The organism is Janthinobacterium goodfellowi, from assembly GCF_051380695.1.
In the GTDB taxonomy this organism is placed as follows: domain Bacteria; phylum Pseudomonadota; class Gammaproteobacteria; order Burkholderiales; family Burkholderiaceae_D; genus Janthinobacterium.
Genome location: NZ_JBNYXN010000007.1, coordinates 120,084 through 141,081 on the forward strand (window position 1 = coordinate 120,084; position 20,998 = coordinate 141,081).

Genomic DNA, 20,998 nt, shown 5'->3' on the forward strand with positions numbered 1-20,998 from the left:
CCGCTGGCGGAGTAAGGCCACGACAGTACTAGCCATTGGTAAGCCAGTGACCTTTATGTATAATGCTGCCATCTGGAAGCGTGGCCGAGTGGTTGAAGGCACTAGTCTTGAAAACTAGCGACGGGTTACACTGTTCGTGAGTTCGAATCTCACCGCTTCCGCCAGAAAAATGAAATAAGCCCTTGATTTTCAAGGGCTTATTTTTTTTCTGCTCAAAATTTCACGATGCATAGATTTGATATTGGCCTTTGCCCCGGGGACTAGTTGCGGAAGCCATTTCCGCAACTTGAAGTATTGACCCGGCTGGTCATGCATCAAGTGACCACGTACCTTGTGTTGTTTGATGATTTTTTTGCAAAAAATTTCCTCCTGGAACTAACATATCTTAAAAATAATACATTATACTAATCGGAATTCCATGTGTATTTTATTTTTTAAGGCGTGAAATGAATCTATTTTTCAAACAGTTTAAATATATCAATCTTGCAGATGTTTTTTTTGATTCCCTCAAAGCAGATTATGCGGAGTTTTCCCAGTGGTTTGCAAAAAAATCGGAAGATAGTGCTTATGTGTTTCAGGATGATTTAGGTAATATTGATGGTTTCTTGTATGTAAAAATAGAAGATGGTGCTGTGATGGATACCGTACCACCATTGCCGCCACAACGTCGATTAAAAGTCGGAACATTAAAAATTAATGCGCATGGAACTAAGCTTGGCGAACGGTTTGTTAAGAAAATTTTTGACCATGCGATAAGTTCAGGTGTTAATGAGATTTACGTAACTGTTTTTGCAAAGCATGCTCCTCTTATCGGTTTGTTGTCGAGATATGGATTTTTACTCCGGGCATCAAAGACAACGCCTAATGGCGTTGAAAATGTATATGTGAAAACTGTACGGATGTTTCACCAAGACTTAGTGCAAACATATCCAATGGTAGTTGCAAGGGGGCAAAATATTTATATGCTGGCCCTAAAGCCTGAGTGGCATACTCGATTACTCCCAGATTCAATTTTGCAAAATGAATCCGATACTATTGTGCAGGATGTTTCGCATACGAATAGTATTCATAAAGTATATCTCACAAAGATGCGAGGAGTTGAGCACGTCAGGCGGGGGGATGTTATTCTGATATACCGTACCTCCGATCAGCCTGGACGTGCGTACTATCGATCAGTCGCCACATCGATTTGTGTGATCGAGGAAAATAGAAATATTTATTCTTTTGCAAATGAGATTGAATTTCTGGATTATTGTAGGCCTTATAGTGTATTTACTGAGGCTGAATTGAGAAGTTTCTGGGCTAGAAAACAATATCCGCACATATTGAAATTCACTTATAATATGGCATTGCCAAGGCGAGTAAATCGCCAGCAAATGATTGATGATTTTGGACTTGATGCGGATGCATATGCGGGTTTTGTGCATCTTTCTCCGCAGCAATTTAGTGGTATTGTTTCACATGGAGGAATTGATGAAAGTCTTATTGTCTATTAAGCCCGAATATGCGGAAAAGATTTTGAGCGGAGAGAAACATTATGAGTTTCGCAAAGTTTTGCCAAAAGTTCCAGGGATAAAGACCGTAGTTATTTATGCTACGATGCCTGTTGGGAAGGTTGTTGGTGAATTTGATATTGCGGAACTTGTTTCTGAAACTCCAAAAGTTCTTTGGGCCAAGACTTCTAATTTTTCTGGAATCACTCGAAAATTCTTTAATGAGTATTTCGAAGGGCGTAAGTTGGCGCATGCTTTTAAAGTGGAGGCAGTTCGACGGTATGGTTCTCCTGTCGAGTTGCGCTCCATTCTTCGCAGTGGTGTTGCACCGCAGTCCTTTTGTTATCTGAATTAAGATCGTTTTTTAACGTGTCGGTCGAACGGCTTGGCCGATGCGTCGATAGACTTTTTCCGTGATGACTTTTTCACTATGTCCCAGCAAGGAGCTGGCGGCGCCCAGGTCGGCAATGTCGCTGGCGGAGCGCGCCCGGATATCGCGGAACTGGAAGGCCTTGATGCGGCTGGCCAGCTCCTCGTCACCAGCCTTTAGCGCCAGTTCCGCTGCAGTTTTCCGGGCGCTATCGAAGCGCAGGCGCAAATGCCACTTCTTCACCTGGCAACCATTCGGCAGCGCGACGATGAAGGTGGTGCGCGGCCGGTGCGGGCGCGCGTGGATGCGCTCGATGACCTTCGCCAGTTCGGACTTGATGCCTTCGTGCTCGAGCACGATGCGCAGCAGCTTGTTGCTCTTGCCCTGACGCACCTGCAACGCCCCATCCTTCAAATCGCCGTCGCGCATTTTGAGCACGTCCGCAGGCCGCTGGCCGGTCAGGTAGTTCAGGTCCATGGCGTCCTGCAGCTCTTCACAGCCGGCGTTCCGCACCGCATCCCACACTGCCTTGTCGGCATAGAAGTCGCGTGGTACCTCTTTGTTCTTGCGCACGCCCCTGCATGGGTTCTCGCGCTTCGTGTAGCCCCATTCCCTTGCCATATTGAACACATGCGACAGCAGCGCGATTTCGCGGTTGGCGCGCACCTTGGCGCTGCGCGCGTCGCGGTAGCGGGCAATGTCCTGCGGCGTGATGGCGTCGATAGGCGCGCTATCGAAGACCGGGCGCAGCTGGCTCAACGAGCTGGAGTTCTCGCGTTGCGTGCTTGGCGCCTTGCCCGGCAGGATGTCACGGACGTACTGCGCAAACACGTATTCCATCAGCGTGGCGTCGGTTGGCACGGGCTTGCATTCGTATTCTGCCCACAGGCGCTTGGCCTCGACCAGATCCGTGCCCAGCGGGAATTCCTTCCTGTTCCCGGCGTCATCCCGGCCATTGTAGTAATAGCCGGTCCATGTTTCGCCCGATTTCAGCTTGCGCACGCGGCGCAGCATGCGCGGTGGAAGTTTGTAGCCAGTGCTCTTAGGTCGCATTGTTTTCTTTCTATTAACGTACTTTGGACAGGTCCGGCACCCAGGCCGGCGTGTTCACCAGGCTGGCAGGATTGATTCCGCTCAAGCGTAGCCTTGCGTACAGGCGCCCGATGATGGGCGCGCCGGCGCGGTTCTTGATGAAGGTCCAGCCGTTTTGCTGCAGCCATTTGATCTGATCCACTTTCCGGCAGCAGCCTGAAATGGTTTCCAGCTCTTCAGCAGTCAGGGTTTCGGACTGGATAGAATTGTCAAAAAGGTTATTCATTGGATGCCGCTTTCGTTATTGCGGGATTGCATGCCTTGCTTTTGCTCGTTGCCAAGGCGAACGCTTCTGCTTCGGTATATTGGGGAACTTCGGCGCCGATCTTGCGGAAGTCTCTTAGTCTGCAAAATTCTTTGTAATTAGCATCCTCGATCAAGGCCGCCACGGCAGGCAATGAGCGTTCCGCTGTCATGTCTGGCACCCGACAGGAGCGGTTGCCTTCTTGACCGCCTCGATGGCCGCCAGCGGCACCGCACGGAACATGCCCGGCCACTGGTGATCCAGCTCCACCCAAGCATGCAGCTCGCCATTGCCCACATCGCGGCGCAGGTCGTTGACGGTGCCGGCCTGGTAGCCTTCGTCGGTATCGAATGTCACGCGGTCGCCCAGGGCGATTTGCCGCGGCGAATTGGTCAGGGTGTTCAGCATTGCGGTGCTCCTTTCAGTTTGGCGGTAACGCCGCACACGCCGAAGTGGTCGAGGGCGGCCTGGATCGCGTCGCCGCTGGAAGCGGCAATCGCGGCGTATTCAAAGCGTTCGGTTTGTGTGCGAACGATCACGGCATAGGTGCTCATGTGCCATTTCCTTTCTTGGATGTTGTGTCAGTGGCAATCACTTGTGGGAATGGACACGCTCCAATCGCCGCCATTTCATGAATCAGCGCGATTTTTTGTTCATCGCCGTGTATTCGCGGGAACGGACAGGCCAGGTTGTGCGCCCAGGAACATAAAATCGCGTTTTGGTCGATGTCGCTATAGACGAATGGGGGCGCAGAAATGGGCGCGGCTGGAATTACGTCGACGGGGTGCGTACAGTTATTTACACGAGTCCGAGGAACGGCAACCCCAACAGCCACCCCGCGAGCGCCTGTGGCCCGTACGGGCGTCCACGTATGGCGCACGGACTTGAAGACCACCCCAATCAGATCGCTGCAGCGCACGCCGTAGGGTGTGGTGCGCAGCGTTTCGCCGTAGCGGCCGATGACGGTCTTTTCGTCCTTGGCCAGCGTGACGACCAGTTCCTTGCGCGGCACCAGGGCGCCGCCTTGGGCGCGCAGGTATTCGGCCCAACAAGCGCGTTTCTCGCCGTCGATCTTTTGCACGGCGTCCCATGCGCGGCGCATGGCGGCCGGCGCTTCGTTGAGCATGCTTTCCTCGATGCGGCGCAGTTCGCGCCACACGGTCACGGGCGCGCCGCCCCATTGCTGGAATTGACGGATGCCCCAGCACGCGGCCCAGGACTCGACGCGCGCCGATGGCGTCAGCTCGACATCGCCTTCGGTATCGGCCGTAACGACATAGCCTTCTTTCGTCTTGTGCTCGGCCACGCCGTCGATGTTCTTGGCCACGTACTTGGCGATGTAGCCGGCGGCGCTGCCCTTGGCCCAGTCGATGCGCTTCACGTCCAGGCGGCGCGCGAAGGCGCCCGGTTCGCCACGGTCCACACGCCAGGCGTAGCGCTTCATGATGCGGATGGCGCGGCCGGCCACGTCCTGCAGGTGGGCGGTCTTGTATTTCGCGGTTGGGCGCACGAACAGCAGCAGATGCCAATGCGGGCATCCGTCGTGGTGCGGCTCGGCGATGCGAAAGCCGTACAGGCCGATGCCACGGCGCGCCAGTGCGGAGCGGCACAGCGACGTCATCTTGCCCAGGTAGGCGTTGGCCTCGCGCGGCGTGGAGCCGTCGAACTTGTCGTTAGGCTTGCCGCTGTGCTGCATGGCGTGAAAGCGCGATGGGCACGTCCAGGTGATGAAAATGCCCTGGTCGCCGCACTCGCGGGCGATCTGCTCAAAGCCGTTGATGCGCAACATCAGTTCGCCGCGCCGGATGGCTTTGTTGGCGGTCGTTTTCTCGGCCAGCTCGGCAATGCTGAATTGCTGGCCGTTCTCGTTTTGCACCAGCGTGGCCGCCAGTGCTGCCGCGTTGCGGCGGTTCTGCGCCAGGCGCGACAGCACGGCGTCGTTGCTGGCGTAGGGTTCGCCGCGATAGTTCACGTACCCCAGGCGGATATTGCCAGCTTCGAAGGCGCGCTTGACGCGCTTGCGCAGTTGGCGGCGCCACCAGCGGGCGTCGACCAGGCGGGCGATGGTGTCGGCCTGCTCGTCGAACTCGGGTAGTTTGATGCCGTAAGAGGTGCATTCGTCCGCCATGATCTGCAGGGCGTGCGCTTCCGACGTTGCCGACCAGAGCGCCTTGACCACGCCAGCCGCCGCACGCTCGGCGGTGGCCACGATGTCGGCATCGCTTTGCGACAGGTCGACGCCGGCCGGCACGTACTGCTCGGCGAACTCGCGCACAAAGCCGGTGGCGATGGACTCGTAAATTTTGTACCACGACGACCAGGCCATTTTGGCCAGGGCGGCCGTGATGACGCGGTTGCGCCATTTGTATGGAATGCTGGCCAGCTCTGGCGCGAATTGCGCGGAACGCAAGAAGGCTTCGTGGCGTTGTGGGGCAGGCAGCAGGATTTGTTTAGATTGCATTCAACAGTCTTTCGTACACACGGATAGCGGCGGAGGTGGCGGCGCGCAGCTCGATGCGCTCTTCCTCGGTAAATGAATGGATGGGCGATTCCCAGCGGTCAGCGTCCATGCCGGCGGCGATCAACACGGAACGGCGCGCGCCTCGCGGCGACAATCCCCACGCCTGGGCCATGAAGGGCGCCAGGTTGCGCGGCTTGATGCTGCGCAGCTGGGCCTTGGCTTCGGCGATGGCGGCCAGCGCATGCCCGGCGCCCGGCGGCGTCGGCATATCCTTGTCGCGCGCTGCCAAAATCTCGGCGGCAGGCTGGAAGGACAGGTGATTGTCGATAAGGGACGCCGGCATGGTTCAGTCCTTGATGGCGCCGATGGCCCGCAGCACCCCGGGGGCAATGACAATCAGGAGCGTCAGCAGCCAGATGCCGCAGGTTTTGGCCACGCGCAGCATCAGCGTGCCCCTGCCTTGGCAAAATATTTGGCCCAGTAAGTCAGCGTGCGCGATGAGCTGCTGCATTGCACGACGCCCGATTCACTGGCGAACAGGTAGCGCAGCTCTATGGGCAAGCTATCAGCCAGTGCGCGCTGGTTGGCCGGTGAGAAAAAGCCGAAAACCTGCAACGGTTGCGCATCGCTGATGATGAAGGTCAGATTGGTTGCGCCGTAGGCGTGATAAGTCCTGGCAATCTCGCGGATATAGGCGCACAGGTCGGCGATGTTGGCGCCAGCGCTAACGTCCAGAAGGAAGCAGGTCGGCGCCACAGGCACGACGCATTTTTGCAGGGCCGGGCGGGGTGTGGCCGGCGCCGGGGATTTGTCGGCATGACTGGTGGCGTGCAGCGTGTTTTCCATCGGTTTTCCTTATTTCAGGTTGAACGAATCCCGCACGCTCAAAAGGGAGCGCTGCAGGGCACAGCAAAAGAGGGGAGTTACAGCGGCCGGGCTACGGCGGCGCGAGGAGCGGGATAGTCATCAGCAGCCCGCAGTCAGGTCCAGGGCCAGCTGGCTGGTGGCTGCCGTGCGCGCATGCTGGGACATCGGAATGCGGATATCAGGCTTGGGCATGGCGGACAGCGAGAGGGTGCGCAGCACTTCCAGGCCTGCCACGAAGGAGTGCCCGCAGTCGGGGTTCTGGCACATGTAGGTAATTTCCTTGAACATGGCGGACATCGTGCGGCTCTTGACGGCGCGGACGGTGTATTCGCAATGCGGGCAGGGCAGGCCGATGACTCTCATTTCAGCTTTCTTTCCACTTGGTACAGGGCGCGACCACGACCTGTCATGTTTTTAGACTGCTTGCGTAAGCGCGACTTGACGAGCCATTCGGCCGCCTGATCGATACTTGCCAGCCCCTGGCGCTGGCGCACGAGTTCCAGCACCGCGCGCTCTTCGTCATTGAGGTTAATTTGATGGTCTGGCATTTTCTGTAACTTTAGAGTTGCTCAAAAGTGACTCGGTTTAAACGCTGCGACGCTGTACGCTGTCGATAGTGGCGTCATCCAAGGCGATCACGGCCAGGGCTTCACGCATCACGATCTGGCGCACCAGCACCGCAAGCTCTTCGCCTTGGTAGTTGGCGATCGAGGAAACGAGCTGGTGCTCATAGTCATCGAGGCGCAGCATGACGCGGTGGCTGCGGATACGTTTTGCATCGGGGTACATGACGTTGTCCTTAGTGGGTGTGTTTGGGGGCGGGTTCGCGCTTGTAGTCGGCGAGGCCGCGTAGGATCAGGAAGCGCAAGAACCATGCACGGGATCGTTGTTGGTCGGCGGCAAGAGTCTCAATTTCTTTTACCTCGTCAGGAGCCAGACGAACGCCAAGCGGCTGGGAGGTGACGCCTTTTGTAATGCGTCCGACTTTTGACAAGTTTTTCATAATGTTATGATGTGTAATCGCTACAGGATGGCGTAACTATAGCTCCCAAATGGGAGCATTGTAAAGGTAAATTTGAGCACAAATGAGACCAATTGGTGAAATACTAAAAGAAGAACGCCAACGGCTAGGCATGAATCAGGATGATTTTGCTGCGGTGGGCGGACTAAAGCGGCGTGCCCAGACGCTCTATGAGCAGAATGAGCGGGCGCCAGATGCTCTTTACTTGCGGGCACTGGCAGCAATAGGAGTTGATGTAAATTACATACTGACAGGCGAAAAGACGCTTTCTGCTCTGACCATGGAAGAGAAGGAATTGCTCACGGGCTTTCGTGGCCTGGATAGTCGCGGAAAAGCGGGAGTATTGGGGATGATTGGCGGAATGGCCTCAACCCAGAGCGGGGCGCCGCCGAGTCGGAGCATTTCGAGCGAGCCGTCGAAGTACGCAATTAATCCTGTGTTCCACGGTGATGTTGGTCAGACGATTTACGGAGATGTGACATCTCCGAATACAGTCAATATGCCAAAGAAAGACAAAAAGAAGTAGTTTATGAGAATGTGGTTTCAATGCTTTTTTGCCTTGGCGCTGCTCAGCCCTGCATCAATCGTTCTTGCTGATGTTGACACTTGCAACAGATCGAAATGCGAAGGTGGAACAGCACTTGTCTATTCGCCGACTGATGAGCCGGCAATAGCATGTGATGATCTCAGCGTGTGCTCATACGTCAGCTTTTACTTGCTTGTCGACTCTATGGTCAAGGCTGGCGAGGCAAACGAAAACGACCCGCAGAATATGCTGGTGCTTGAGCGAAAAATGCGAAGAGCCGGACTTGCGAACTTTCAAGATGCCGCCAATAGCTATCGTTGGGCAACGCATCGGCAGCGAGTGAAAATCAATATCATGAATTTCAAGGAGGAATTGGCATATGTAGAGCCAGTTCAAGGTGGTAAAGGGTATTGGATAAGCTTTGACAGCTTGACGCCAATTGCGCGAACTGCCAAGGAATATCCCTTTGCTGGAAAAATCACTCGGGCATCCGCAATCATGGCGTCGCTGGTCAATGCGGGCACTGGAGTTTACGGAGCCAAGTCCATAGCACGCGAAATTGATGCTGTACTACCGCAAAGTTTCGACGAGCGTATATCGTTTTCGCTTGAAGGGTATGCATCAGGAGGCGGACAAATTTTTATTTGTTCCTCCAAGAAATTTTGCGACTCGATACACGGCTATTTTACTTTACTGACTTCTTTAGCCGGCCCGTACTTGTTTCGATCAAAGGATGGAAAGATCGTTGCTCAACTTAATAGCAGTTTGCCACCTGATGCGGCACTTCTTTTTGAGTCCGCTTTGTTGCGAATTAAGTAATAAATATAGATGGTGGAATAAAGGTGTAGTTTGAATGTCAAGTAAGAATGAATTTTCTGGTGATGTAGGCCAGGCTATTTTTGGTAATTTGAATGAATCGCCAAGGTTGAGCAACGTAGTCACCCTTCATGTGGGCGAGAAGGAAAAGCCTGTCAATCTGATTACGCCGTATCAACGCTCAAGCATCAAGTTACTTGTTGATGAGCTTGCCATGTTAAGCGGTGATGAAGACATGAAGATTTATCGGGGACTTATCACCGACTATGGACTTAATCGATTCAAGGAATTGCCGCGAAGTAAATACCAAGAGGTCAAGGCGATTTTAGAACAGCGGATCGATCAAGCAAGCAAACCGCCCGCCGAACCAATTTACCCGATTGCAGCACCCGGAGCTGCACCGATGGCCGCCTCACATCCTCACGCTGTATTACCTTGCATGGCGTGCGCCGAAAAAACGATCAGTTTTACACGGCTGCAACGCACCGCACACCTTCAACTTGGTGCGCTGATTGCTTGCCTGGTCACTTGTGGCTGGCTGCTCTACAAAATACAGGCCCCCGCCGATCATGATTCCAGCGTGGGAAAAGACGAAAAATGCTACATCGCCGGAAAGGCATACTCTATCGGCCACGTCGAACGCTCACGCGGTAGAGCCATGGAATGTGTGGGACAAATGGGCGATATGCCGGCAATGTGGCTGGATGCGAATCGTGGACGCTAGGTAAAAAATATGAGATTCTTAATCAAGAAATTATCTTTTTTTGCATACTTCTTGGTGTGCGTTTCGGCGGTCGCTGGCAATACGCCGTGCTCTGGCAGCAAGGGTGGTATTTCGAACTGCGATGGCGCGACATTCGTCTGCAATGATGGCTCAATAAGCGCATCGAAAAAAATCTGCTCTTCCACGGGTAGGTCTGCAAAGGCGCCGTTGGCCGATGCTTCAGGCTGTACCTGCCGCAGCGGCAACTACTGCACCGGGCCGCGTGGAGGGGAATACTGCTTGAGTGACAGCGGTGCCAAGAGTTACCGGCGCCGCTGATACCCACTCACACATCTCTAGAACTTTCCCTTACTCCGCCATATCTCCAGAATTGGCATCGTCTTGCTCTGGCTTCCATGGCTCGTCGCTGTTTTCCCTGATGATGTCGCGCACTTCCTTGATGTGGTTCCATGCAGTTTTTGCCGCTCGCTTGGCAGCGCTCTTGCTCTTGTAAAGGTGCTCCAGGGTTTTGAGCTTGCTTTTTGAGCCTGCTTGCTCCTGCCCCGCCTTTTTCTTCTTCGCCGCCACGTCCTTCCACTTGGCCACCACGCCCGTGATGCCTTCGTCCGGGTCTTTCTCGTGCTCGCGCTCGGCCTCGACCGCTTCCGTTTTCGTTTCAAACTCCACACGCGTGGTAAAGCCGTTGCCGCCCAGGCTGTGCGTGACCTTGACCGATAGCCATTCGGTGGCGTCGATCTCGGGCTTGAAGCCTTGCACCGTCACGGGCGATTGCGGGAACACGGCCGGGTTGCCCAGGGCAAGGCTCATTTCAAAGGTGGCCAGGCCGCGCAGGATGCGCTGCCATTCGGCGACGGCCGCCGCGCGCGCGTCGGTTTCATTGGCGAAGGTGGTGCGCAGGCGCTTGCTGTTGCCGGGTACGCCAGCCACCACACTGCGGCGGCGCGCGTAGCGCTCGTCGTGCCAGAAGGCGCGCACGCCCGTGTAGGCGTCGCTTTCGGCGCTGTGGTAGCGGTGGCCGTCGCCCAGGGCACGCGTGATGGGGATGACGGGCAGCGCCTTGCCGCTGGCGGTGCGGCTCTGGTTGATGGGGATGAAGAGCAAAGTGTCATTCTTGACGGTGGCCACCGCATCGTATTTCCGGCCCAGCCGGCGCAGGAAGGCCGCATCGCTTTCGTGGGTCTGGTCGATGTGCTCGATGGCCGTGTCGCGCAGGCGTGCCGAGACGCCCGACGCCAGCTCGTTGCGAAAGGCAATCGCCTCGATGATGGCGCCCAGGGTGGTCTTGTGAAAGCTGTGCTCCTGCTGCTGTTTAAACGTGTCGATCAGGTTGGCCGACCTGGCGCGCAGGGTGATGGTGTCGGGCGCGCCGCTGTGCTCCACCTCGTCGACGGTGAACTTGCCCATGTCCACCAGGCCGGTGGCTTGCCAGCCCAGCGCCAGGGCGATCTGCGCGCCGCGCGGCGGCAGGGCCAGCTTGCCGTCGCTGTCGTCCAGCGAAATGTCGAGCTGGTCGCTCTCGTCGCCACGGCACAGTGTCAAGGTCAGATTGATGAGCCGGGGCGAGACGATGGCCGTCAAATCCTTGTCCTCGATGCTGACCTTGAAGGCGGGGATGTTGGTACTCATTTGAACTTGTCCGCCGCGCTGCCGATGGCGCCGCTGATGCTGCCGCCGATCTTGTCTTTCATCTCGCTGACCACGCCGCCATATTTCGACGTGATGCCGCCGACCACATTGCCGACCACGCTGCCCACGGCATTCCTGGCCGCACCTGCAATGCTGCTGGTCATGCCGTCGATGCTGAGCATGTTTTTCAGGTCGCCGATGTCGCCCAGGCCGACCATGGCCAGCACGCCGTCGTCATCGCGCTTGAGCGCAATCGAGAACTCGACGCGGCGCGCGCCGCCGCTGCCGTCCAGAATGGTGCGGCCCTCGGTCATGCTGGTGATGCGGTACGAGCCGAGAATGCGGCCCGTGCCCTGGATCAGAATCCACGATTTACCGGTGTCGGCCATCATGCGCAGCGCATCGAGCGAATACAGGGAGCCGGTCAGTTCCGGAGCCACCCAGCCCGACAGGGTGATGGTGTCGTCGCCTGGCCCCACATACTGGTGCGCGTCGCGCAGGCCCACGCGGGCCGTGCTGGCGTGCTTCCATTCCGTTTGCCGCTGCAGCTCGTGATACGCCAGGGTCGGCAGGCTGAAGACGAACATTCCTAAAATCATCATCATGGTGGTTATTCCTTCTTAATCGTGGTCGCGCAGGGACGAGCGGATGCGCGCCGCCTTTTCGCGGTCGCGTTGATCGAGCGCCGCGCTCACGGCGCGCGCGATGGCCTGGGGATCGGTGCCGGCCTGCACGTTGAAAGTGATTTCGATCTTGTCGCCCTGGATGGTCATGCCGGCGCCAAACGTGCCCTGGGACAGCGGGGCGCGCGTGTCAAAGGCGCTGGCGGGTAACGCCGTGGCCGCTCCGATGGCGATGCCGGCGCCAAGTTGCGTCAGGCGTTGCGCCAGGCCGGATACCTTGGCAATCGGCGCGCCCTCGCTGCGGTCCAGGCCCACGGCCAGGCCTTGCATGGTGTAGTCGCCGAGCTGGGCAAACACGCGGCTCGGGCTGTGGATGCCGAGCTTTTCCTTGAACCAGGCAATGGTGCTGGAACCGGCATTGCTGATGGCATCCTTGACGGCGCCCATGGAACCCGTGATGCCATTGACCAGGCCGCGCAGGATGTTGGCGCCGAAGTCGGTGAACTTGGCCGGCAGCTCGATGCCGAACCAGCCCAGTACGCCCGCGAACGCCTGGTAAAACACGCCCAGCGGCGACCAGTTGAGGATGAGGTTATGCACGCCAACCAAGCCACCAGCAAAGGCGACTTTGACCTGTGACCAGATATCCACGAAAAAGGCCTTGATCGGCTCCCAGTTTTTGTAGATCAGGTAAGCGGCGCCGGCAATGGCCGTCACTGCCAGGCCAATCGGGTTGAGCATGAACGCCCGCCCCAGCCACAGCACGGCCCGGCCGGCCCACATGAAGGCGCCGCCCAGGTTGCGCAAGATGGGTGTGAGCACGCCGCCCGTCACGCCCATCTTGGCGAACATGACGTGGAGCATGGCATACGGGCCGATCAGGGCGGCGATGCCCAGCATCAGCGGGCCGAGCACCAGCAGCAGGCCGGCCAGCACGGCAAAGCCGGCGATCATCACCTTGGCCACGGTGGGGTTGCGCTCCATGAAGCCGTTCAGGCGCGTGATGGCGCTGATGGCCATTTCCAGACCTTGGGCATACAGCGGCAGGATTTTTTCGCCCATGGTGAGTTTCAAGTTGGCCAGCCTGGCCGTCGCTTCCAGTTCGGCGCCGCCGGCCTGCTGCTTGCCCAGGTCATAAATCTGCTCGATGTCATACGCGCCTGCGTTCAGCTTGGCGTTCTTGTGCATCTGGATGCGTTGCTTGAACATATCCAGAAACTGATTGCCGGCCGTGCGCGTCGAAAACAGGCTGCCGATGGTGTCCTCAATTTTCTTGGGATCTGTGATGCCTTTCTTTTCCAGTTGTGGCAACAGCACTTGCTCCAGCCACTCAAATTGGCTGCGCCGGAAAATGTCACTGCCCAGCAGGGCGCCAGGGCCAAGCGTAGAGATTTGACCGACTTTATCGTGCTTCACTTTACGGTGGTCACCGATCAGTCCCAGGTTTTCCAGATTGGTCACGGCGCGCTTGGTGGTGCGCCCCTGATACAGGTTCGAATAGCCGGACATCAGGGCCGTGCCGGCACGGTGGCCGCCGACTTCCTGCACAAGCGGTTCCATCTGGTAATAGAACTGCTTGTCGTCCATGATTTTGGCGGCAATGCCGCCCGTCTTGATGAAGTTCAGCCATTCCGTCGGCCCCACGCGTCCACCCGTGGCCGTGATGACCTTTTGCATCATGTTGGCCTGGTCGTGGAATTTCTCCGAACTGGCCGTGCCGCCGCGCTGCTCGATGACTTTCAGCAAGTCCATGAAGATGCGCTCGTTCTCTTCGCCCGACTCGGCGCCGAAGAATGCCTTGTTGGCAAACTTCATCTTGGCCAGGGTGGGCGCGACCATTTCCGCGTGGTGCAGGTCGCCAAAGATCGACATCGCGTCGCGCACCAGTTCCAGGTTTTCATTCTGGCTGGTGCCGTAGGTCTTCATGTTCTTTGCAAAGGCGATTGCCTGCTGGCTGGTTTCCGGCCCCAGGCCCAGCGCATTCACGCGGGCCTTTTCCAGCTGGTAATGCTTGGCCTCGTGCAGCCCCTTGGCGATAGGCATGGCCATGACCGCGCCGGCCGCTGTCGCGCCAGCGCCCGCCATGGCAATGTTGCCCGCCTTGCTGCGCAGCTTGTCCGCGTGCTGGGTGGCGTTGCTGACGCGCTGCTGCTTGGCGGCCGCGTTGGCCAGCTTCTGCTGCTGCAAGGTCATGGTTTTGTTGGTGGCCTCGATCTCGCGGCGCAAGGTGCGCTCGTGGTTGGCCAGGTCTTTGGTGCCGATGCCGGCGCCCGCCAGGCGCTCGCGCATGACCTGCAGTTGCAGGGCCTGCTGCTGGCCGGCCGTCTTCAAGGCGCCGGCCGCTTTGACGGCGGCGTTAAATTCGCGCGTCATGGCGCGCGTGGGCGCCTCCGCCTGTTTCATCTTGGTGGCCAGGCTGGCCACCTTTTGCTGGGCTGCTTCCAGCTTGGTGCGCGTGGCGTCCAGGCCGCCATGCAGTTCGCGGAACTTGCTGATGTTTTTCTGCTGGGCATTCAGGTCACGCAAGCGGTCGCTGGTCGCCTTCAAGGCCTTGGCCGTGTCGCTGGAACCGCCCATGATTTTCTTCAGCGGGCCGGTAATCTTGTCCAGCGCTGCAAACACTACCTGTAACTTCAAGTCCCGACCAGCCATCTATTCCGCTCCGCTTCGCTGTCTGGCGCGCTCGCGCCAGGCCATCAGTTCATCAATCGTAAAACCGTCCATCGCTGCCGGCGTCCAGTGGAAGACGCCGGCAATGTCGGCCATGGCGTCTTCTACTTCGCCGGGGATACCGAAAGGCGATCGGCTTTGCTCGCCAAAAAACCGGCAACCTCGGCGCCCACGGCCAGCAGGTCGGCCGGGTCCATGTTGGCGATGTCGTGCGCGGTCAAGGTCGGCTCGGTGATGCGTGGCAGCACGATCTGCAGGGCCGACACGTGCAGGTTGGCCAGCTCGATCAGGGAAATGCCGCGCAAGGCTCCGGCTTTGGGCTTGCGTACGGTCAGCGAGTTGATGAAGGTGTCGCCGCGTTTGATTGGTTCGTCCAGTTCGATGACGGCTTGATTGTTGTTTTCGGTGTTCATGGTGTTGTCCTTGTGTGTGGGTAGTGATTAATAAGGGGATTACAGGCCGCTGGCCTTGCGGATGGCGGCATTGGTATCGACGCCGCCGATGTTCTCGATGCCGCTCATGAAGTCCAGTTCGATGACGGTGGCGCCGTCGATCATCAGCTTGTAATAGCTGCAGGCCATCGTGTATTTATGGGTGGTGTCGTCGCCCATCTTGGCGCCGCCCATGTCGATTTCCTTGTAACGGCCGCGCACGACAACCTCGACGGCGGCGACGTTGCCGTCTTCGTCATTCTGATAGGCGCCGGCAAAGCGCAGCATCACGGCGCCGTGCGCATGCGCGCCGTACTGCTTCAGGGCTTCGGCGATCAGCCCGCCAGCGCTCCACTCCAGCGACAGCGCCTCGTTGCCGAAGTCCACGGACACGGGGCCGCTCATGCCGCCGGCGCGGTACTCTTCCATCTTGCGGCTCAGCTTGGGCAAGGTGATTTCGGGCACCATGCCCATGAACAGCACGCCGTTTTGAAATACGTTGAATTGCTTGAGTTTGTGGGGCATGCCCATAATTTTCTCCAGTGGTCAGGGGCGCCCGCGCAAGGCGGGCGGTAGCAAATCGTTTAGCCAGTGATGCGCGAGGCGAAGTCGGCCAGGTAGCGGTCGGTAATGCGCTGCTGGAATTTCAGGTTTTCCAGCGGCGGCACGGGCGTGTAGTCGTAATCGATGGCCAGCTTGCCGTCTTTCAGCCCTGTCTTGTCGTTGTATTGCTCGTCATACCAGGCCTGGCCGTCGATGATGTAGCCCTGCAGTTTCAAGTCGCGGAACTTGGCGTTGATGCTTTCCAGCAGGTCGCGCACCAGGGACGGATGCAAGGGCAGATCAACAAAGGTGAAATGCGCTTCGGCGATGGTGTCGGCCAGCACCTGGGCCGTGCGCGTGTAGCTCTCGAAATAGAAGAAGCCGCCCGGCGCCTCGCAGGTGCGCGAACCCCAGAAGCGGTAGCCGCCCATGTTAATCAGGGTGGTCACTTCCTTGGCGTTGAGCACGCCGGCATCGGTGGCCGGGTCTTGCAGGTCGAAAAATACGTCCTTGGTGATGCCGGTCGGGCCATTCACGACCACGTTGGACAGCGTCTTGTGCCAGCCCGTTTCCTCGTCAATCTTGGCGCGCAGGCCCATGGCGTAGGCCACGGCGGAAATGCTGGCCTCTTCGTCGGTGGCGGTATTCCAGTTCACAAAATCCGGCCAAATCATCATGACCTCGCGCTGGCCGAACTGGCCGCGATAGGCGGTGGCCGCCGTGACGGTGGCGCAGCCATAGGCCGACGCATACACGAAGGCGCGCAGGCGTTGTGCCACGCTGGCCAGGGCATTGGTGACGGCCTGGGTGTCCAGCCCCGGCGCGCCCAGGATGCGCGGTTTCACGCCCAACTTGCTTTGCGCGGCCAGCAGCGCCTGGGCGCCCAGGTACTTGCCATCGGGCGACACGCCGCCCACGGCATTGCTGGTGGTTTCCGCTTCCGTCTCGCCCTGGGCCACGCGCACCACGATGGTCAGCGGTTTGGTCTGCGCGGCGATGGCCGCCAGGCTGCGATACAAGGTGCCCGTCTTGCCGGCCTTGCCCATGGCGGCCAGCACGTTCGTGACGAGCACGGGCGTGTCGAGCGGGAAAGCCGCCGGGTCGGCATCGTCGGCCGTGGCGATCAGGCCCAGCACGGCCGTGGAGACGGTGCGGATCGGGCGCGAACCCTCGTTGATTTCAATGACGCGCACGCCATGGTGGTAGTCGGTTGCCATAGTGAATTCCTTTCTTGATGGGTCAGTCTTGGACGATGTAGGTGATATCGAAGTCGAGCATGGCGTCAGGGTCGATTTTTTTGACATCCTCATAGCCGCCCGTTTCCGGATTGATCGTGCGCAGCACGGCCACATTCAGGCCGCCGGCAAGGGTTTGGAGCGACCAGGCCTTGCCCACGACGCTGACGCCATGCGCATAGCCCACGGTGCCGCTACTGCGCACGGTGGTATTCGATGGCAGGGGCAGGCTGATGGTCAGCGGGCCGGACGGTTCGTTGTCGCTCGGGGTAATCGCGGACAGGTTGCCGATGACGCGGCACATGGGGCCCTGGCGGTAGTAGCGCACATTGGCCACGCCGACATTTGCCGCAGGCTTGCCCGAGCCGTACCAGATCAGCTGCGGCGTGTAGCGGTGCAGGCAGTTGCCTTGCGTGCGGCCGGCGATATCGAACGCGGGCGAGGCCAGGAAGTCCAGCACCAGGTCGAGCATCAGCACTTGCCCCTTGTCGTTTGGATGCAAGCCGTCCGCCAGCACGGTGCCGTCGCGTACCCAGTCGAAGGCGTCCATGGCAATCAATGGCACGCCGTAGTGCTCGCAGACGCGCTTTTGCGCGGCGGCGATGGCGGGATAGTTGGCGCGCACGCTTCCCCACTCCGCCGACGGGGTGATGCCGCCGATGGCGATGACATAAGCATCGCTGTTGAGGTAGCGGGCCAGCATTTTTCCCAGCTGGGCCTCGTACACCTCAGGCATGGTGCCGGCGTCGGGCTTGCTGTCGTTGGCGTTGTTGATGCAGATTGCCACAAAGATGATGGGTTTGCCGGTTTTGCCGTTCAGCGCGCGCGAGTGGCGCACCACGGAATCGATCACCTTGTCTTGCGAAAAAAGCTGCGTCGATTGTGCCGACAGCGCGCAGCGTGAGGCGAACACGGCCGGTTGATCCGTATTCACCAGACGCCAGATGCCCGTCAGTTCCACCGGGCCGCCGGACGCCGTGAGGGTGTACAGGTCTGTGGCAGGGCCGATGCCCGACAGGTCTGACGGAAAGGTGCAGACATCGTTTTGCACTGCGCCGGCGGTATCGATTGTGCGATACGGCACGCCGTTGCGCCGCATGGTCAGGACGCCATGGCCGGGCGCCTGCTCATACAGCACGTCCACGTACTGATAGGCGCCATGGAATGCGACAGAGGCGCCGTCCTGCAGGATGAGCGAGCGCTGTACCGGTCCGGCTGTGCCGATGGCGTAATTGCCGGCATAGGTCAGGCCATAGCGCCACGGGTCGCTCAGGTTGGTGATTTCCGGGTCGCTGCCATTGCCCACGTACACGTTGAGCATTTTTTGCAACATATCGAACCACGTATGCTCGACGCCGGAGGCGCCATAGCCTTCGCCGATGCTGTCGGCCACCAGCAGCATGGTGCCGGAGGTCCAGGACGAGCCGGCCAGCTTGGCCGTGACGGCCGAAATCAGGCTTTCACGGCGCGGCTGGGAAGGCAGGCGCACGCGGTGGCCATTGACCGACAATTCCCCTGGCCCCCACAGGCCATTGATGCGGAAGGTGTCGTCAACACGGAATTTTCCACCTGGGACATAGGCCACGGGCGACATTTCGCACGCCAGCTCCACGGCCGGGCCAGAGGAATGCGTACCTGTCGGATCGGCGCCCCGGAAGTCGGTGATGCTGACCAGTTCGCGCAGCTTGTCTTCGCTCTTGCGGGCGCGCGCGCCGTTGCCTGCCTGCTGGTAGCCCGTCATGGCGGCGCCCGATGGTTCGGCCAGGTCCGAGAATTTTTGCAGTACCGTGTCTTCGGCATACTGGCGCGTGGCCATGACGATGCCGGGATCAATCGACAGTTGCACCGTTTCGGCGCTCGATACGATCAGCACCATGCGGATGACCTGCGTGCGGGCCGAACCCTCGGGCATCTGCGGCTTGTAGCTGGGCGGGCAGTTGGCCACCGCCACCAGATCGCCATCGGCATCGAGCAAGCCGACTTCGCGAATCCACCAGCCGCCGCTTTTTTCCGGGATGACGCATTCGGCGATCACCTGGCTGGTGTTGATCGGGTCGAGGCTCAACTGGTTGAGCGGGGCGCGGTAGACCTCGCGCACCAGCTGCGTTTGCGCCAGTTCGGGGCTGGGCGTGGCGCCGGCGCCATCGCCGACGACCATGTGCGTGAGCTTGAGCGGCACGCCGCCGGCCTTGGCGTCGGCGTCCTTGGCCTCGCCGATGGCGGTGAGTATGGCGAAATATTCCGGTGATTCCTGTGACATGCGGACCTCAAAAAAGAATGAAAGGGGGGTGCGGGTGGTATTGCGGGTCAGGCCGGCGCCGCTTTGGCCTGGCCGGGATAAATGGTCAGCGCATCGCACTGGTGAATGCCGGCCGCTACCTGCGCCGCGCCGCGCACGCGGATCTCAATCGGCTGGTGCGCCTGTATGGTCATGGTGTCGATGGTGTGCGCCATGCCGCTGGTGCCACACAGCCCGGCAGCGCGCACCTCGATGGGCGTGCGCGCGTAGATCGTCAGCTCGTCGCCCTGATGCACGACGGCGCCCACTTGCGCCGCGCCGCGCACGCCCAGGTTGATGGCCAGGCCGGTCATGTGCCGCGTGACCGGCTTGGCCTCGTCCACCAGCCGTTCGATTTCCTGGTGCATGCCGCTGGTCACGCCGCTATCGAGCACATCGAAGTCGAGCTGAAAGGTGCCGCGCGGGCCGGGCGGGATGGTCTGCCACCATTCGCGCACGCGGATGCCGGCGCTGATGGGGGCCAGCGCGTGGCGCAGGGCGCTGATGGTGCCCTTTTGCTTGTGCACGGCAAACGCCGACTGGATCACGGCGCGCTTGGTGCTGACGGACCACGTGGGTTCCCAGTGGTCGACCGAAAACGAGGCGGCCAGGAAGGGCAGGGCCGATACCGGGCAAGCGGCAGGGTTGGCCAAGTCGCGCAGCGGCACGGGCACGCGCTCGATCAGGGCGCCGGCGCGGGCGAGGTTGCGCTCCAGCTTTGTGGCGTTGGGCGGCAGCAGATCAGCCACGGGCGCCCCCGTTGATGACGTCGATGCCGTTGCAGAATGCTGCCTGCACTTCGGCCACGGTGATATCGTCGGCCGGCTCGTGCAGCACCACTTTCTTGACGCCTTCGGCATGCAGGGCAGCGATGATGGCCGAACGGTTCACGTCGCGGCCCAGGCGGCGGCGCTCGTTGGCATAGGCGGCGGCACGTTCGCCGGCCGACTGCAGGATCGGTTCGGCCTCCGGGTGTGGGTCAAGGTAAATCGTGGCACGGATCGCGTAATGCACGATGTCGGCCGACTGCACGCTCAGGCGGTCGCCCAAGGGGCGCACGTTTTCGTAGCTCAATGCCGCATGCACGACGTCCAGCAGGTCGTCGCTGGCGGTGCCGTCGCCGATGGCGGACAGCACCGTCACGACAACCTCGCATGGTTCCGGGGAAATGGCGCTGATATCGGCCACGCGCGCGTCGGCATCCCTGGCGTGCTTCACATAGGCATTGCGCGGGCCGGCCACCGACAAGCCCTCAAAGGCCAACTGGATGCGCTCGCGCAGCAGAGCGTCGGTTTCCACGGTGGTGACGGTGGTGTCCGCGTCGAGCTGCTGCACTTTCACCAGGCGGGTCAAATTGACGTTGGCGGCCAGCTGGTCCAGATCGGTGCCGATGGCAAAGGCCAGCATCAGGGCGCGCGCGCCATCGTTGACGCGCTGGCGCCACACCAGTTCGCGGTAAGCGTTTTCCTGCAGAATCTTTGCCATCGGCTCTGACTCGATCTCCAGCGCACGGGCAATGGCCTCCTGCTGGTTGGCCGGGAAGTGCGCGACGAGCGCCGCCTTGCGCTCGGCATAGATGGCCTCAAAGCTCAGCACCTCCACGATGCTGGGCGCGGGCAACAGGGACAGGTCGATGGTGCTCATCGTGTGCGCTCCTGGCCGATGCCGACCGCGAGCTGGACAGATTGGCCATCGGCCACGCCGTCCAGGATCAGGGAGGCCGCGCCTGCCTCGCCTGGCTCAAACTGCAGGCCGGTCAGGTTGAGGCGCGGTTCCCACACGCGGATGGCGTAGGCGGTGGCGGCGTAGATGCGCAGCACTGTGGCGCTGTTCAAGGGCTGGTCGATCAGCTCGGGCACTTCCGAGCCATAGCGGCGGCGCATCAGGCGCGAGCCGATGGGCGTGGTCAGGATATCGCTGACGGACTGGCGGATATGCGCCAGCCCGGACAGCGGGCGGCCGGTGGCGGCGTGCATGC

Annotated in this window: 29 protein-coding genes and 1 tRNA gene; 7 read left to right on the top strand and 23 right to left on the bottom strand. The window is 59.5% G+C overall.

What is annotated here, in order from left to right:
• The first annotated feature begins 74 nt into the window (after positions 1 to 74).
• The 3 genes from ACQ4WQ_RS23635 to ACQ4WQ_RS23645 all read left to right on the top strand — a co-directional run bounded on the left by ACQ4WQ_RS23635 (position 75) and on the right by ACQ4WQ_RS23645 (position 1,848).
• Positions 75 to 164, top strand: a tRNA-Ser gene (locus ACQ4WQ_RS23635).
• 282 nt (positions 165 to 446) lie between these two features.
• On the top strand, positions 447 to 1,496 hold the full coding sequence (locus ACQ4WQ_RS23640) for an N-acetyltransferase (RefSeq protein WP_436500422.1): 1,050 nt from the start codon (positions 447 to 449) through the stop codon (positions 1,494 to 1,496).
• A complete protein-coding gene (locus ACQ4WQ_RS23645; protein ID WP_436500424.1) occupies positions 1,474 to 1,848 on the top strand; it encodes an ASCH domain-containing protein in 375 nt (124 codons plus the stop codon). Before ACQ4WQ_RS23640 ends, ACQ4WQ_RS23645 begins: the two co-directional genes overlap by 23 nt.
• Positions 1,849 to 1,857: 9 nt before the next feature.
• Here the strand turns inward: ACQ4WQ_RS23645 and ACQ4WQ_RS23650 are convergent, their stop codons facing one another.
• The 12 genes from ACQ4WQ_RS23650 to ACQ4WQ_RS23705 form a co-directional block, all read right to left on the bottom strand.
• Positions 1,858 to 2,877, bottom strand: a complete 1,020-nt coding sequence (locus ACQ4WQ_RS23650; protein ID WP_436500426.1) for a tyrosine-type recombinase/integrase — start codon at positions 2,875 to 2,877, stop codon at positions 1,858 to 1,860.
• A 52-nt stretch (positions 2,878 to 2,929) separates the two neighbouring features.
• A complete protein-coding gene (locus tag ACQ4WQ_RS23655; RefSeq protein WP_436500428.1) occupies positions 2,930 to 3,181 on the bottom strand; it encodes a DUF4224 domain-containing protein in 252 nt (83 codons plus the stop codon).
• Positions 3,174 to 3,371 (bottom strand): hypothetical protein, encoded by a 198-nt coding sequence (locus ACQ4WQ_RS23660; protein ID WP_436500430.1) that lies wholly within the window; start codon positions 3,369 to 3,371, stop codon positions 3,174 to 3,176. The genes ACQ4WQ_RS23655 and ACQ4WQ_RS23660 overlap by 8 nt, the downstream gene beginning before the upstream one ends.
• Positions 3,368 to 3,607 (bottom strand): hypothetical protein, encoded by a 240-nt coding sequence (locus ACQ4WQ_RS23665; RefSeq protein ID WP_436500432.1) that lies wholly within the window; start codon positions 3,605 to 3,607, stop codon positions 3,368 to 3,370. Before ACQ4WQ_RS23665 ends, ACQ4WQ_RS23660 begins: the two co-directional genes overlap by 4 nt.
• The gene (locus ACQ4WQ_RS23670; protein WP_162995787.1) at positions 3,601 to 3,753 is read right to left on the bottom strand and encodes a hypothetical protein; all 153 of its coding nucleotides are present in this window, start codon (positions 3,751 to 3,753) and stop codon (positions 3,601 to 3,603) included. The genes ACQ4WQ_RS23665 and ACQ4WQ_RS23670 overlap by 7 nt, the downstream gene beginning before the upstream one ends.
• Complete coding sequence (locus ACQ4WQ_RS23675) at positions 3,750 to 5,660, bottom strand: replication endonuclease (protein WP_436500434.1); 1,911 nt, start codon at positions 5,658 to 5,660, stop codon at positions 3,750 to 3,752. The genes ACQ4WQ_RS23670 and ACQ4WQ_RS23675 overlap by 4 nt, the downstream gene beginning before the upstream one ends.
• Positions 5,650 to 6,003 (bottom strand): hypothetical protein, encoded by a 354-nt coding sequence (locus ACQ4WQ_RS23680; protein WP_034745810.1) that lies wholly within the window; start codon positions 6,001 to 6,003, stop codon positions 5,650 to 5,652. The genes ACQ4WQ_RS23675 and ACQ4WQ_RS23680 overlap by 11 nt, the downstream gene beginning before the upstream one ends.
• A gap of 101 nt (positions 6,004 to 6,104) precedes the next feature.
• Positions 6,105 to 6,506: a hypothetical protein gene (locus ACQ4WQ_RS23685; RefSeq protein WP_436500436.1), complete on the bottom strand. Its 402-nt coding sequence runs from the start codon at positions 6,504 to 6,506 to the stop codon at positions 6,105 to 6,107.
• A 120-nt stretch (positions 6,507 to 6,626) separates the two neighbouring features.
• Positions 6,627 to 6,890 (bottom strand): Ogr/Delta-like zinc finger protein, encoded by a 264-nt coding sequence (locus tag ACQ4WQ_RS23690; protein ID WP_071079002.1) that lies wholly within the window; start codon positions 6,888 to 6,890, stop codon positions 6,627 to 6,629.
• The gene (locus ACQ4WQ_RS23695; protein WP_035820911.1) at positions 6,887 to 7,075 is read right to left on the bottom strand and encodes a hypothetical protein; all 189 of its coding nucleotides are present in this window, start codon (positions 7,073 to 7,075) and stop codon (positions 6,887 to 6,889) included. Before ACQ4WQ_RS23695 ends, ACQ4WQ_RS23690 begins: the two co-directional genes overlap by 4 nt.
• 37 nt (positions 7,076 to 7,112) lie before the next feature.
• Entirely contained in the window at positions 7,113 to 7,316 is a 204-nt protein-coding gene (locus ACQ4WQ_RS23700; RefSeq protein ID WP_035820909.1) for a hypothetical protein, read from the bottom strand.
• A 10-nt stretch (positions 7,317 to 7,326) separates the two neighbouring features.
• Entirely contained in the window at positions 7,327 to 7,530 is a 204-nt protein-coding gene (locus tag ACQ4WQ_RS23705) for a ribbon-helix-helix protein, CopG family (protein ID WP_436500439.1), read from the bottom strand.
• A gap of 82 nt (positions 7,531 to 7,612) precedes the next feature.
• Between ACQ4WQ_RS23705 and ACQ4WQ_RS23710 the strand changes: the two genes are divergently transcribed.
• Genes ACQ4WQ_RS23710 through ACQ4WQ_RS28425 form a run of 4 tightly spaced genes read left to right on the top strand, consistent with a single transcriptional unit; the run spans position 7,613 to position 9,932 of the window.
• Positions 7,613 to 8,074, top strand: coding sequence for a helix-turn-helix domain-containing protein (locus ACQ4WQ_RS23710; RefSeq protein WP_436500441.1), 462 nt, complete (start codon positions 7,613 to 7,615; stop codon positions 8,072 to 8,074).
• A gap of 3 nt (positions 8,075 to 8,077) precedes the next feature.
• Entirely contained in the window at positions 8,078 to 8,893 is an 816-nt protein-coding gene (locus ACQ4WQ_RS23715; protein WP_436500443.1) for a hypothetical protein, read from the top strand.
• Positions 8,894 to 8,927: 34 nt separating this feature from the next.
• Entirely contained in the window at positions 8,928 to 9,614 is a 687-nt protein-coding gene (locus tag ACQ4WQ_RS23720; protein ID WP_436500445.1) for a hypothetical protein, read from the top strand.
• Between the two features lie 9 nt (positions 9,615 to 9,623).
• On the top strand, positions 9,624 to 9,932 hold the full coding sequence (locus ACQ4WQ_RS28425) for a YdcA family protein (protein WP_495542710.1): 309 nt from the start codon (positions 9,624 to 9,626) through the stop codon (positions 9,930 to 9,932).
• 30 nt (positions 9,933 to 9,962) lie between these two features.
• Here ACQ4WQ_RS28425 and ACQ4WQ_RS23730 read toward each other — a convergent pair whose 3' ends face one another.
• From ACQ4WQ_RS23730 to ACQ4WQ_RS23780, 11 genes are read right to left on the bottom strand one after another with little or no spacing between them, the layout of a single operon-like run.
• Entirely contained in the window at positions 9,963 to 11,240 is a 1,278-nt protein-coding gene (locus tag ACQ4WQ_RS23730) for a phage late control D family protein (protein ID WP_436500449.1), read from the bottom strand.
• Complete coding sequence (locus tag ACQ4WQ_RS23735; RefSeq protein ID WP_289952040.1) at positions 11,237 to 11,845, bottom strand: phage tail protein; 609 nt, start codon at positions 11,843 to 11,845, stop codon at positions 11,237 to 11,239. Before ACQ4WQ_RS23735 ends, ACQ4WQ_RS23730 begins: the two co-directional genes overlap by 4 nt.
• A 15-nt stretch (positions 11,846 to 11,860) precedes the next feature.
• Positions 11,861 to 14,500, bottom strand: a complete 2,640-nt coding sequence (locus tag ACQ4WQ_RS23740) for a phage tail tape measure protein (protein WP_436500451.1) — start codon at positions 14,498 to 14,500, stop codon at positions 11,861 to 11,863.
• Positions 14,501 to 14,515: 15 nt separating this feature from the next.
• Positions 14,516 to 14,629 (bottom strand): GpE family phage tail protein, encoded by a 114-nt coding sequence (locus ACQ4WQ_RS23745; RefSeq protein ID WP_071650284.1) that lies wholly within the window; start codon positions 14,627 to 14,629, stop codon positions 14,516 to 14,518.
• An 8-nt stretch (positions 14,630 to 14,637) separates the two neighbouring features.
• Positions 14,638 to 14,946, bottom strand: coding sequence for a phage tail assembly protein (locus ACQ4WQ_RS23750; RefSeq protein ID WP_436500453.1), 309 nt, complete (start codon positions 14,944 to 14,946; stop codon positions 14,638 to 14,640).
• Positions 14,947 to 14,985: 39 nt separating this feature from the next.
• Entirely contained in the window at positions 14,986 to 15,495 is a 510-nt protein-coding gene (locus tag ACQ4WQ_RS23755; RefSeq protein WP_070289540.1) for a phage major tail tube protein, read from the bottom strand.
• Between the two features lie 53 nt (positions 15,496 to 15,548).
• Positions 15,549 to 16,724 (bottom strand): phage tail sheath protein, encoded by a 1,176-nt coding sequence (locus ACQ4WQ_RS23760; RefSeq protein WP_436500455.1) that lies wholly within the window; start codon positions 16,722 to 16,724, stop codon positions 15,549 to 15,551.
• A 22-nt stretch (positions 16,725 to 16,746) separates the two neighbouring features.
• The gene (locus tag ACQ4WQ_RS23765) at positions 16,747 to 19,002 is read right to left on the bottom strand and encodes a phage tail-collar fiber domain-containing protein (protein ID WP_436500457.1); all 2,256 of its coding nucleotides are present in this window, start codon (positions 19,000 to 19,002) and stop codon (positions 16,747 to 16,749) included.
• A 47-nt stretch (positions 19,003 to 19,049) separates the two neighbouring features.
• Positions 19,050 to 19,769, bottom strand: a complete 720-nt coding sequence (locus tag ACQ4WQ_RS23770) for a phage tail protein I (protein WP_436500459.1) — start codon at positions 19,767 to 19,769, stop codon at positions 19,050 to 19,052.
• The gene (locus ACQ4WQ_RS23775) at positions 19,762 to 20,664 is read right to left on the bottom strand and encodes a baseplate J/gp47 family protein (RefSeq protein ID WP_436500461.1); all 903 of its coding nucleotides are present in this window, start codon (positions 20,662 to 20,664) and stop codon (positions 19,762 to 19,764) included. Before ACQ4WQ_RS23775 ends, ACQ4WQ_RS23770 begins: the two co-directional genes overlap by 8 nt.
• Positions 20,661 to 20,996, bottom strand: coding sequence for a GPW/gp25 family protein (locus ACQ4WQ_RS23780; protein WP_338107365.1), 336 nt, complete (start codon positions 20,994 to 20,996; stop codon positions 20,661 to 20,663). Before ACQ4WQ_RS23780 ends, ACQ4WQ_RS23775 begins: the two co-directional genes overlap by 4 nt.
• Positions 20,997 to 20,998 lie beyond the last annotated feature (2 nt).